Annotated in this window: 10 protein-coding genes and 1 pseudogene; 9 read left to right on the forward strand and 2 right to left on the reverse strand. The window is 72.9% G+C overall.

All coding sequences use genetic code 11. The features are described 5' to 3' along the window. From EV284_RS08755 to EV284_RS08770, 4 genes are read left to right on the forward strand one after another with little or no spacing between them, the layout of a single operon-like run. On the forward strand, positions 1 to 924 hold the full coding sequence (locus tag EV284_RS08755; RefSeq protein WP_130332015.1) for an ABC transporter permease: 924 nt from the start codon (positions 1 to 3) through the stop codon (positions 922 to 924). Continuing rightward, on the forward strand, positions 917 to 1,900 hold the full coding sequence (locus tag EV284_RS08760) for an ABC transporter permease (RefSeq protein ID WP_130332017.1): 984 nt from the start codon (positions 917 to 919) through the stop codon (positions 1,898 to 1,900). Before EV284_RS08755 ends, EV284_RS08760 begins: the two co-directional genes overlap by 8 nt. A gap of 8 nt (positions 1,901 to 1,908) precedes the next feature. Further along, complete coding sequence (locus tag EV284_RS08765; RefSeq protein WP_130332019.1) at positions 1,909 to 2,892, forward strand: ABC transporter ATP-binding protein; 984 nt, start codon at positions 1,909 to 1,911, stop codon at positions 2,890 to 2,892. Continuing rightward, the gene (locus EV284_RS08770) at positions 2,876 to 3,949 is read left to right on the forward strand and encodes a dipeptide ABC transporter ATP-binding protein (RefSeq protein ID WP_130332021.1); all 1,074 of its coding nucleotides are present in this window, start codon (positions 2,876 to 2,878) and stop codon (positions 3,947 to 3,949) included. Before EV284_RS08765 ends, EV284_RS08770 begins: the two co-directional genes overlap by 17 nt. 101 nt (positions 3,950 to 4,050) lie before the next feature. Here the strand turns inward: EV284_RS08770 and EV284_RS08775 are convergent, their stop codons facing one another. Continuing rightward, a complete protein-coding gene (locus EV284_RS08775; protein ID WP_130332023.1) occupies positions 4,051 to 6,186 on the reverse strand; it encodes an alpha/beta fold hydrolase in 2,136 nt (711 codons plus the stop codon). Positions 6,187 to 6,401: 215 nt separating this feature from the next. On the opposite strand from EV284_RS08775, the gene EV284_RS08780 reads away from it, so the two are divergent. After that, positions 6,402 to 6,596: a hypothetical protein gene (locus EV284_RS08780; protein WP_018544306.1), complete on the forward strand. Its 195-nt coding sequence runs from the start codon at positions 6,402 to 6,404 to the stop codon at positions 6,594 to 6,596. 52 nt (positions 6,597 to 6,648) lie between these two features. Here EV284_RS08780 and rho read toward each other — a convergent pair whose 3' ends face one another. Continuing rightward, a complete protein-coding gene (rho, locus tag EV284_RS08785) occupies positions 6,649 to 7,776 on the reverse strand; it encodes a transcription termination factor Rho (protein WP_130332025.1) in 1,128 nt (375 codons plus the stop codon). Between the two features lie 295 nt (positions 7,777 to 8,071). On the opposite strand from rho, the pseudogene EV284_RS33205 reads away from it, so the two are divergent. The 4 genes and pseudogenes from EV284_RS33205 to EV284_RS08805 all read left to right on the forward strand — a co-directional run. Continuing rightward, positions 8,072 to 8,158, forward strand: a pseudogene (locus tag EV284_RS33205) (GNAT family N-acetyltransferase); the annotation flags it as partial. Between the two features lie 181 nt (positions 8,159 to 8,339). Then, positions 8,340 to 9,182 carry an N-acetyl-1-D-myo-inositol-2-amino-2-deoxy-alpha-D-glucopyranoside deacetylase gene (gene mshB / locus EV284_RS08795; protein ID WP_130332027.1) on the forward strand — a complete coding sequence of 281 codons (843 nt, stop codon included), beginning with the start codon at positions 8,340 to 8,342 and terminating at the stop codon, positions 9,180 to 9,182. Further along, on the forward strand, positions 9,179 to 9,583 hold the full coding sequence (locus tag EV284_RS08800; protein WP_130332029.1) for a DUF6113 family protein: 405 nt from the start codon (positions 9,179 to 9,181) through the stop codon (positions 9,581 to 9,583). Before mshB ends, EV284_RS08800 begins: the two co-directional genes overlap by 4 nt. 152 nt (positions 9,584 to 9,735) lie before the next feature. Then, the gene (locus tag EV284_RS08805) at positions 9,736 to 11,979 is read left to right on the forward strand and encodes a hypothetical protein (protein ID WP_130332031.1); all 2,244 of its coding nucleotides are present in this window, start codon (positions 9,736 to 9,738) and stop codon (positions 11,977 to 11,979) included. Positions 11,980 to 12,019 lie beyond the last annotated feature (40 nt).

Genomic DNA, 12,019 nt, shown 5'->3' on the forward strand with positions numbered 1-12,019 from the left:
ATGGGACGCTACGTCGTCCGGCGGCTGCTCCAGATGGTGCCGGTGTTCGTCGGAGCCACCCTGCTGATCTTCCTGATGGTCAACGTGATGGGCGATCCCATCGCGGGGCTGTGCGGGGAGCGGCAGTGCGACGCGGCCACCGCCGCCCAGCTCCGCGCCGAGTTCGGCCTCGACCAGCCGCTCTGGCAGCAGTACGCGACCTACATGGGGAACGTCTTCACCGGCGACTTCGGCACCGCGTTCAACGGACAGCCCGTCACCGAGCTGATGGCTGCCGCCTTTCCCGTCACCGTCCGGCTGACCATCGTGGCCGTCCTCTTCGAACTCGTCGTGGGCATCAGCCTCGGTGTGCTCACCGGACTGCGCCGGGGCCGGCCCGTCGACACCGGGGTGCTGCTGCTCACCCTCGTGGTGATCTCCGTGCCGACCTTCGTCACCGGGCTCGTGCTCCAGCTGCTGCTCGGCGTGGAGTGGGGCTGGATCAAGCCGTCCGTCTCGCCGGAGGCGCCGTTCGGCGAGCTGATCGTGCCGGGGCTGGTGCTGGCCTCGGTCTCGCTCGCCTACGTCACCCGGCTGACCCGTACCTCCCTCGCGGAGAACCGGCGCTCGGACTACGTCCGCACCGCCGTCGCCAAGGGGCTGCCCCGGCGCCGGGTCGTCGTCCGGCACCTGCTGCGGACCTCGCTGATCCCGGTGGTCACCTTCATCGGCACCGACATCGGGGCGCTGATGGGCGGCGCGATCGTCACCGAGCGGATCTTCAACATCCACGGCGTCGGCTTCCAGCTTTACCAGGGCATCCTCCGGCAGAACACGCAGACGGTGGTCGGCTTCGTGACCGTGCTGGTCCTGGTCTTCCTGGTCGCCAACCTGCTGGTGGACCTGCTCTACGCGGTACTCGACCCGAGGATTCGCTATGCCTGAGCCGTCGTCGTACGAATCACGGGGGGCCGTCGCCGGGACCGGCATGGGCGGGACCATGGACCTCGCGGCCGGCGAGGCGGCCACGCTGGAGCGGGTGCCGGGCGGACCGGCGGGCGGCGGGCCCGACAGCAGACCGCGCTCGCTGTGGTCCGACGCCTGGCGGGACCTGAGGCGCAACCCGGTCTTCCTGCTCTCCGCGCTCGTCATCCTCTTCCTGGTCCTCATCTCCATCTGGCCCTCGGCCATCACCTCCGGCAACCCCCTCGACTGCGACCTCGCCAAGGCCCAGGACGGCTCGTCGCCGGGCCACCCCTTCGGCTTCGACGGGCAGGGCTGCGACGTCTACACCCGGACCGTCTACGGCGCCCGTACGTCGGTCACGGTGGGTGTGTGCGCCACGCTCGGGGTGGCGCTGCTGGGGTCGGTGCTCGGGGGACTCGCCGGGTTCTTCGGCGGTGCGTGGGACGGGGTGCTGTCCCGGATCACCGACGTCTTCTTCGCCATCCCGGTCGTCCTCGGCGGGCTGGTGCTGCTGTCGGTGGTCACCAGCAACACGGTCTGGCCCGTCATCGGGTTCATGGTGCTGCTCGGCTGGCCGCAGATCTCCCGGATCGCCCGCGGCTCCGTCATCACCGCCCGGCAGAACGACTACGTACAGGCCGCCCGGGCGCTCGGCGCCTCACCCGCCCGGCTGCTGCTGCGGCACATCGCGCCCAACGCCGTCGCCCCCGTCATCGTGGTGGCCACCATCGCGCTCGGCACCTACATCTCACTGGAGGCCACCCTGTCCTACCTCGGCGTCGGCCTGAAGCCGCCCAGCGTGTCCTGGGGCATCGACATCTCCGCCGCCTCCCCCTACATCCGCAACGCCCCGCACGCGCTGCTCTGGCCCTCCGGGGCGCTGGCCATCACCGTCCTGGCCTTCATCATGCTCGGCGACGCGGTACGCGACGCCCTCGACCCGAAGCTGAGGTGACGGCGACCGTGCTGCTCGAAGTACGCGACCTGCACGTGGAGTTCCGCTCCCGCGATGGCGTCGCCAAGGCGGTCAACGGGGTGTCGTACGGGGTCGGCGCGGGCGAGACGCTCGCCGTGCTCGGGGAGTCCGGGTCCGGCAAGTCGGTGACCGCGCAGGCCGTGATGGGCATCCTCGACATGCCGCCCGGCCGGATCACCGGCGGCCAGATCCTCTTCCAGGGGCGCGACCTGCTGACCATGAAGGAGGAGGAGCGGCGGCGGATCAGGGGCGCCGGAATGGCGATGATCTTCCAGGACGCGCTCTCCGCCCTCAACCCGGTGCTCTCCGTCGGCGACCAGCTCGGCGAGATGTTCACCGTCCACCGGGGGATGTCCCGCAAGGACGCCCGCAAGCGGGCCGTCGAGCTGATGGACCGGGTGCGCATCCCCGGCGCCGCCCAGCGGGTGCGGGACTATCCGCACCAGTTCTCCGGCGGCATGCGCCAGCGGATCATGATCGCCATGGCGATCGCGCTGGAGCCCGCGCTCGTCATCGCCGACGAACCCACCACCGCGCTCGACGTCACCGTCCAGGCCCAGGTGATGGACCTCCTCGCGGAGCTGCGCCGGGAGTACGACATGGGGCTCGTCCTCATCACCCACGACCTCGGCGTCGTCGCGGACGTGGCCGACCGGATCGCCGTGATGTACGCGGGCCGGATCGTGGAGTCGGCGCCCGTGCACGACATCTACAAGGCACCGGCCCACCCCTACACCCGCGGCCTGCTCGACTCCATCCCCCGCCTCGACCAGAAGGGTCAGGAGCTGTACGCCATCCGCGGTCTGCCGCCCAGCCTCACCCACATCCCGCCCGGCTGCGCCTTCCACCCGCGCTGCGCGATGGCGCGGGACGTCTGCCGCACGGACGAGCCCCCGCTGTACCCGGCCGGACCGGACCGGGTGAGCGCCTGCCACTTCTGGAGGGAGTGCCTCGATGGCCGCGACGGCTGAACCCGTGCTGGAGGCCCGTGGCCTGGTCAAGCACTACCCGCTGACCCGCGGCATCGTGCTGCGCAAGCAGATCGGCGCGGTGAAGGCCGTCGACGGCGTCGACTTCGGCCTGGGCCGGGGCGAGACCCTCGGCATCGTGGGCGAGTCGGGGTGCGGCAAGTCCACGGTGGCCAAGCTGCTCTGCCATCTGGAGCGGCCCACCGGGGGCGAGATCCGGTTCCGGGGCGAGGACATCACCGGGGCCTCCGGGCGCCGGCTGAAGGAGGTGCGCCGGAACATCCAGATGGTGTTCCAGGACCCGTACACCTCGCTCAACCCCCGGATGACGGTGGGGGACATCGTCGGGGAGCCGTACGAGATCCACCCCGAGGTCGCGCCCAAGGGCGACCGGCGGCGCCGCGTGCGGGAGCTGCTGGAGGTGGTGGGGCTCGACCCGGAGTTCCTGGGCCGCTATCCGCACCAGTTCTCCGGCGGCCAACGGCAGCGGATCGGCATCGCGCGGGCGCTGGCGCTGCGCCCCGAGGTGATCGTCGCGGACGAGCCGGTGTCCGCGCTGGACGTGTCGGTGCAGGCACAGGTGATCAACCTGCTGGAGCGGCTCCAGGCCGAGTTCGGGCTCAGTTACGTGTTCATCGCGCACGACCTGTCGATCGTGCGGCACATCGCGGACCGGGTCGCGGTGATGTACCTGGGCCGGATCGTGGAGACCGGCACGGACACGGAGATCTACGAGCACCCCACGCACCCCTACACCCAGGCGCTGCTGTCGGCGGTGCCGGTGCCCGATCCGGAGGCGCGGGCGCACCGGGAGCGGATCATCCTGAGCGGTGACGTGCCGTCCCCGACCGCGATCCCCTCCGGGTGCCGGTTCCGCACCCGGTGCTGGAAGGCGGAGGAGCGGTGCGCGCGGGAGGTGCCGGAGCTGGCGGTCCCGGAGGAGTTCCGGGGGGCCGGGGGGCCGGTCGCGCATCCGTCGGCGTGCCTGTTCGCGGCGGAGCGGCGGGTGGTGCCGGGGGCCATGGAGGGGCACGGGGGGTACGGCAACGGGCCGGGATGACATGGCGTATCCCGGCCCGTCTCACGGCACCCGCACGGCCGTACGCGGATCAGCCTCGCGGCTGCTCATATCGCGGTGGCTTCGGCGAAGTTGCCGGTGCGTTAACGCCGTCCGGGATGGTCCAGGGCGCGCTTGAGGAAGTCGACCTGGAGGAGGAGCAGGTTCTCCGCGACCTGTTCCTGCGGGGTCATGTGGGTGACCCCGGACAGCGGGAGCACCTCGTGCGGACGGCCGGCGGCCAGCAGGGCGGAGGAGAGCCGGAGGGTGTGCGCGGCCACCACGTTGTCGTCGGCCAGACCATGGATGATCATCATGGGCCGGTGCGGCTCCGCCGGGTCGGCGAGGCCCTCGTCGGTGATCAGGGAGCTGCGGGCGTAGCTCTCCGGGTCGGCCTCGGGGTCGCCCAGGTAGCGCTCGGTGTAGTGGGTGTCGTACAGCCGCCAGTCGGTGACCGGGGCGCCCACGACGCCCGCGCGGAACACGTCCGGGCGGCGCAGCACGGCCAGCGCGGAGAGGTAACCGCCGTACGACCAGCCCCGGATGGCCACGCGGTCGAGGTCGAGCGGGTAGCGCTCGGCGAGGTCGTGCAGGGCGTCGATCTGGTCGTCGAGGGTGACCGTGAAGTCCCGGTGGATCGACTTCTCCCACTCGGGGGAGCGGCCGGGGGTGCCCCGGCCGTCCGCGACGATCACCGCGAAGCCCTGGTCGGCGAACCACTGCGAGGTCAGATGGGCGTTGTGGGCGGCGACGACCCGCTGGCCGTGCGGGCCCCCGTACGGGTCGAGCAGGACGGGGAGGGGAGTGTCGTCGGGGTAGTCCGATGGCATAAGCACGGCGCACGGAATTCGTCGTGCGCCCCCCTCGGTCAGGGTCACGCGGGGGGACAAACCGGGGTCTTCGGCGTACGAGCGGACAGCGAGCGCTGATTTCCCGTCACGCAGCACCTGGACACGGGTGCCGGGGCTGTCCAGGGTCGCGGAGATCAGGAGGGTGACGCCGCCCGAGCGGACCGCCGAGTGCACGCCGGGCTCCCGCGACACGCGCTCCACGCCCGCTTCGCCGACCCGGTACACGTGGATCTCGCCGGTCTCGGGGTCCTCGGCCGCCTCTCCGGCGGAGGCCGAGACCAGCACGTCCTCCGACGACACGTCCAGCACCGCGCGGATGTGCAACTCAGGGCCGGTCAGCGGGCGTTCGCCCACGGTGAGGACTCGTGCGCCGTCCTCGTCCGCGATGCGGACCAGCTGTCCGGAGGGGGTCAAGGCGGGCACCCCGGCGAAAAGATCCAGCCATGTTGGATCTTCGTCCGCGTGCAGCGTCCGGGTCTCGCCGGTGTCCGGGTCGAGGGTGAGGACGAGGGTGCTCCGCTGGTCCCGCGACTGCACCTGGAGAAGGGGCGCACCCGCCTGTGACCAGTGCACTCGGGCCAGATAGGGGTGTCGCTCGCGGTCCCAGCGGACCTCGGTGCGGGTGCCGTCCAGGCCGATGACGAACAGGGTCACCTCGGCGTTGGCGGTGCCGGCCGCCGGGTAGCGCACGTGGTGTGGCTCACGGTCCGGGTGTGACGTGTCCGCGATCCACCAGCGCCGCACCGGCGTGTCGTCCACCCGCGCCACCAGCAGCCGGTCCGACTCCGGGGACCACCAGAAGCCCCGCGTCCGGTCCATCTCCTCGGCCGCGATGAACTCCGCGAGGCCGTAGGTCACTTCGTCGCGCTCGGGGGTGGCCAGCGGCCGGTCGTCCGCCCCCTCGGCGCCGACGACGCGCAGCTCGCCTCCGGCGACGTACGCGACGCGGGTGCCGTCGGGGGACGGGCGGGGGTCGATCACCGGGCCGGGGACGGGCAGTTCACGGGCGGTGCCGGCGCGCAGCTCGGCCGTGAACAGCCGCCCGGACAGGGCGAAAGAGGCCAGTTCGGCGGCGGCGTCGGTGGCGTACCCGACGATGCCCGCGCCGCCCTCGCGGCTGCGTTCGCGGCGGGCGCGCTCCTCGGGGGACAGCTCCTCGTCGGCGCCCGCGAGCAGGGCGCCGGGGTCGGCGGCGAGGCGTTCGGTGCCGTCCTCGGTGTCCAGTACCCACAGGGAGTTGGCGCGGTCCGTGCCGGAGCCGGAGCGCAGGAACGCGACACGGGAGCCGTCGGGGGCCACGGTGAACGCGCGCGGCGCGCCGAGCGAGAAGCGCTGGGTCCGGGCGTGTCGGCGAGGGAAGGAGTCGGTGCCGGCTGTCTGGGTCGTCATGGCCCGACCATATTGGCCATGCGCCCCCTTGTGCGGCCGTGCGCCGAGCGATGCGCGAGCACACATAGTTATGATCACTGTCGCTGCGTGGGTATGAACCTGGCGGCGTCCGCGCGGACTTGGCTCTCGGGCCGGCCCGCCGGGGCTGTACCGAAGTCACAACCCCCATAGTCCGAACCCCCCGTGTCCCTGGGATTCATTGGAGGTGAGCCGCCGTGGCACTCTCGATTTCGGCGGTGGTGCTGCTGGCGATCATCGTCTTCCTGCTGATCAAGAAGTCGGGACTGAAGGGGGGACACGCTGCCATCTGCATGCTCCTCGGCTTCTATCTCGCCTCCTCGACCATCGCACCCACGATCAGCGAGCTGACCACGAACGTCGCCAGCATGATCGGCAGCATCAAGTTCTGACGCGGGGCGGGGTGATGACAGCTGTCGTCGCCCCTCCTGCCGTGCCCGGTGCTCAGTTCGCCGGCAGCGTGGGCTGGACCCGGCGCAGGAACGTGGCGTTGTCCGGGGTCTCCCGCAGCCGTTGCAGCAGGGTTTCCAGGGACGCGTCCCCGTGTGAGCGCAGGGCGCGGCGCAGGCCCCTGGTGATCGCCAACTCCTCTCGCGTGAGCAGGAGTTCCTCGCGGCGGGTGCCGGTGCGGTCGATGTCCACGGGCGGGAAGACACGGCGGGACGCCAGTTCACGGTCCAGCCGGAGTTCCATGTTGCCGGTGCTCTTCAGTTCCTCGAAGAAGTAACCGTCGGCGCGTGAGCCGGTGTCCACGAGCGCGGTCGCGAGGATGGTCAGCGAACCGCCCTCCTCCGCCTGCCGTGCCGCCCCGAAGAACCGCTTGGGGCCCAGCAGCGCGGCCGCGTCGACGCCTCCGCTGAGGGTACGGCCGCCCGCCGCCGAGGCGTTGTTGTGCGCGCGGCAGAGCCGGGTCAGTGAGTCCAGCAGGATCACGACGTCCTCCCCGGCCTCCACCCGCCGCTTGGCCCGCTCCACGACGAGGTCGGCGAGCGCGATGTGGTCCTTGGCGGGGCGGTCGAAGGTGGAGGCGTACACCTCACCGCGTACCGACCTGCGCATGTCGGTGACCTCCTCCGGACGTTCGTCCAGTAGCAGCACCATCAGGCGGCACTCGGGGTGGTTGCCCGCGACGGCCGCGGCGAGCTGCTGGATGAGTACGGTCTTCCCGCTCTTCGGCGGCGCGACGATGAGGCCGCGCTGTCCCTTGCCGACGGGGGCGAGCAGGTCGGTGAGGCGGCCGGCCAGGCCGGAGGCGGGGTGCTCCAGGCGGAGCCGGTCGTGGGGGTGCAGGGGGGTGAGGTCGCGGAAGTGCCTGCGCTGCCCCGCGGGGGCGTGACCGTCGACAGCGGTGACCTCGGTGAGGATCGGCTGCGGTCCGGCGACGCCTTCGACGAGGTCGCCCTTGCGGAGGCCGTGGCGGCGGATCAGCGCGGCCGGGACCTGCGGGTCCGCCGGAGCGGGCAGGAGGCTCGCGGCGGCCCGCAGGTGGCCCTTGCCGTGTGCGTCGACGTCGAGGACACCGGTGAGAGTCGTGCTCCGGGTTCTGGTGGGGCGTTCGAGGGTGGTGGTCATGGTGGGGGTGTCCTTTCCGGACAGAAAGAGAAAGGGCCGCGGATCGCGGAGGGGCGGACACGCCTGCCTCCGGGCGACGGGAACGACACCGCCGACGGGGCGATGAAAGCCCTGGTCAAGAGGTGCTGAAGCGAAGAAGCCCGGCCCGGTCGAAGACCATGGGCACGAAGGCTGAGAGAAGAAGGCGACACCGGCGCCGGACATGGGGCGCGGGCATACCGCTCATTGCACTGTACCGGCGCGGGGGGTTTCGTCAAGGGGACGGTACGGAGGGGGCTGTGCCGGGGCTGGCAACGAGCGTCTGGGGTTCGCCGTGATCGGCACCGTCCCCGGCGCGTTCCGGCACCCGGTGCTGGGCCCGGTCGGCCTGCATGTCATGTAGCACGACCTGGACTCGTGACGCTCCCTCCACCGCCGGCCGCCCCGCCGGCCCACCGCCTCACGGCCGGGCTCCCACCGCCCCCCCCGTGCGTCCCACCCGAGGCGTGGGAGACCGAGCTGCACGGTCCCTGACGGGACCGCCGGAGGCACCTGGGGCCGTCCCGCCTCGTACGCTGGACCCCATGACCGAACTGCCCGCCCGGCGCCTGCTGCTCGTGCACGCGCATCCCGACGACGAGTCGATCAACAACGGCGCGACCATGGCCAAGTACGTGGCCGAGGGGGCGCACGTGACTCTGGTGACCTGCACGCTGGGGGAGCGGGGTGAGGTGATCCCGCCGGAGCTGCGGCATCTGGAGGGGGCCGCCCTCGGGGCGTACCGGAGGGGGGAGCTGGACGCCGCCCTCGGGGAGCTGGGGGTCCGTGACGTACGGGTGCTCGGGTACCAGGACTCCGGGATGATGGGGCTCGCGGACAACGACGACCCCGCCTGCTTCTGGCAGGCCGACCTCGACCGGGCCGCCGGGGCGCTCGCGGACGTGATGCTGGAGGTCCGGCCGCAGGTCGTCGTCGCCTACGACGACAACGGCGGATACGGCCACCCCGACCACATCCAGGCCCACCGCGTCACCATGCGCGCCGTCGAGCTGGCCGCCGGCCGGGGGCACCAGGTGGACAAGGTCTACTGGAACCGCTTGCCCCGCTCGGTCGTCGAGGACGCCTTCGCGCGGCTCGCCGGGGAGCTGCCCGGCCTGCCGTTCGGCAAGAGCGCCGACATCGCCGACCTGCCCGGCGTGGTCCCGGACGAGCGGATCACCACCGCCGTCGACGGCACCGCGTACGCCGCCGCCAAGGCCGCCGCGATGCGCGCCCACGCCACCCAGATCACCGTCGCGGGCGAGTACTTCGCGCTCTCCAACGACCTCGCCCAGCCGCTGTTCGCCACCGAGTACTACGAGTTGGTACGGGGCAGCGCCGAACCCGGCGAGACCGACCTCTTCGCCGGAGTGGAGGTGGCGTCATGAGCAGCTCGATGCTCGCCCAGCCCCTGCAGCGCCCCTCCCTCGGCCGGATGGCCGCCCTGCTCGGGCTCGCCCTGCTCGGCGCGGTCACCGGCGTCGCCGGGGCGCTGGTGCAGGCCGCCTGGTTCCCGCTCGGCCTGCTGCTCGCCCTCGCGGGCGCGGGCGGGCTGTTCCTCGGCGGGGGCTACGCGCTGCGCGGCCGCTCGGGCGCGGTCGCGCCGGTGCTCGGCTGGGTCGTCGCGGTCATCCTGCTCACCGCCAGCCGCCCGGAAGGTGACTTCCTGTTCGGCGCGGGCGGCGGCTCGTACGTCTTCCTGCTCGGCGGCATGGCCCTCGCTGTGATCTGCGCCACCTTGGCCCCGGGACGGCAACCCGACGGCGACGCCAGCCGACTTGGCAAGTGACGTACCACTTCGCACGACTCTCGTGCGGGTCCGGTGCGGATTTCCACAGCGGTCGTGGGATTCGCGCCAGAGGTGGCCAGTATGGTGGTGCGCGCCGCCGAGATGCCCGCTGAGGTCGTGACGGGCGGCGGAGCCAACCGGGAGAACCTGCCTTGAGTCGTGAAACTGACACTCCGTCCTCCGGGCCCAACGGGCGCGGCGGAGCCGCATACCCCTCCGGCACCCCGCCGTACGGGACCCCCATGGCTTCCGGTGACGGGGCCGGCGCGGGAAGCCCGGACGCGCGTCCCGAGGACCGCAAGACCGAGACCACGCTGACCACACGCATCCGGATCAACATCCCCGGATCGCGGCCGATTCCGCCGGTCGTCGTGCGCAAGACCGTCGACGGCGCCCCGGCCGGCGGGAGCGGCGGCGACGAGCCGGCCGCCGCCGCGCGGCCCGAGCCCGTCCCGCAGCCCGCGCCCGAACCGGCCGCCGAGGACGCCCCGCAGGCGGAGGAGAAGACCAGCGACTGGTTCGCTCCCCGCAAGGGCGGCGCTCCCAAGGGCGGTTCGAGCGGCGGCGGCACCAACGGCGCCGGACTGCCCGGCGGTTCCGCCGCCGGTGCGAGCGGTCCGCGTCCCGGCGCCCCGGCGCTCGGCCCCGGCCCCTCCGCGCCGCGGCCGAACACCCCCGCGCCCAACACCCCCGCGCCGAACGCCCCCCGCCCCGGCGGCACCAACGGCTCCGGCATGTCCGGGGCCACCGGTGGCCCCGTCGCGCCGGGCCACGGCGGCGGCACCGGCTCGTTCGACGTGACCGAGGCGCTGTCCGCCGGTCCGCGCGGCGGCACCCGCCCCGGCGAGCCCGCCCGCGACGACCTGCCGTTCTTCTCCGACAACGGCGGTGCGCCGAGCGGTGGTCAGGGTGCCCCCGGCGCCAACGGCCGTGGCGGCCCCGGCGGTCCGAGCGGCTTCAACGGCCCCGGCGGCCCGGGCGCCCCCGGCCCGAAGGGCCCCGCGGGCCCGACCGGCGGCCCGGTCACCGGCGACGGCCCGCTGCCGACGCGTCCGGTGCCGGGCAACGCGCCCGGCGCGCCCGGTGCCCCCGGCATGCGGGGCATGGAGCCCGGCGAGCCCTTCGACGGCCCGCCCGCCTTCCGCGCACCCGGCGGCGGCCCGCCGGGGGGTCCCCAGGGCGCCCCGCAGGCCCCCCAGGCCCCCCAGGCCGGCAACCCCCTCGGCGACGACACCGCGATCCTCACCCCGCAGCAGCTCGCCGCCGCCCCGGGCGCCCCCGGCCGCGCCCCGCACGGCGCGGTCTCCGGGCACACCGTCACCAGCGGCATCCCGGTCTTCCCCGGCGACGAGGCCGACCCGTTCGGGGCGACCCCGGCCGCCGGCGGCCCGGCGTACACCGCCCCCAAGCCGCCCGCGCCCCAGGCGAAGGCCGCGCCGCAGCCCAAGAAGAAGAAGGGCCGCAGCAAGCTGATGCTGCTGGTCGCCGGTGTGGTCGTCGTCGTGGGCGGTGCGTACGGCGCCGGGCTGCTGATGAACCGCACCGACGTGCCCAAGGGCACCACCGTGCTCGGCGTGGACATCGGCGGCGGCACCCGGGACGACGCGGTCAAGAAGCTCGACGACGCCTTCCGGGACCGGGTCAACAAGCCGCTGAAGCTCTCCGTCGGCGGCGGCGACGTGGCCCTGACCCCGGACAAGGCGGGCCTGCAGTTCGACTACCAGGCCACGGTCAGCGACGCCGCGAAGAGCGACTACAACCCGCTCTCCGTGATCGGCTCCCTCTTCGGGCAGAAGCGGGTCGTCCAGCCGGTCACCCCGGTGGACGAGGAGAAGCTCCAGGTCGCCCTCCAGCAGGCGGGCGGCGGTTCGGGCTCGGTCGTCGAAGGCGGCATCAAGTTCGAGTCCGGCAAGGCCGTCGCCGTCTACGGCAAGCCCGGCAAGGCCATCGACGCGGCCGGCTCCACCAAGGCCGTCGAGCAGGCCTACCGCACCCTGGTGGAGACCGGCACCGCCACACCGGTCACCGTCCCCACCTCCACCAGGCAGCCGACGGTGCCGAACGCCGAGGTCGACCGCGAGATGAAGGCGTTCGCGGAGCCCGCGATGTCGAACCTCGTCACCGTCCGGGTCGACGCGGCGCACAGCATCAACTTCGGGCCCAAGTCGCTGCCGAAGATCCTCGGGTTCAAGGCGGTGGGCGGCAAGCTCACCGACACCTACGACCTGGAGGCGCTCAAGGCGGCCTACGGCACCACCTTCCAGGGCGTGAAGGTGGAGAGCGCCACCGGCAAGCGGGACGTGCTCCCGCAGGACGTCGTGGCGGCCCTGCGCAAGGCCCTGGTCGGCAGGACCACGGCGGAGCGCGTCGGCATCATCGACACCAAGCCGAACTAGGGCCTTTCTTCCGGATCAGGCCGGCTCGGGCCGACGGCGC

Source organism: Streptomyces sp. BK022 (assembly GCF_004217355.1).
In the GTDB taxonomy this organism is placed as follows: Bacteria; Actinomycetota; Actinomycetes; order Streptomycetales; family Streptomycetaceae; genus Streptomyces; species Streptomyces griseoluteus.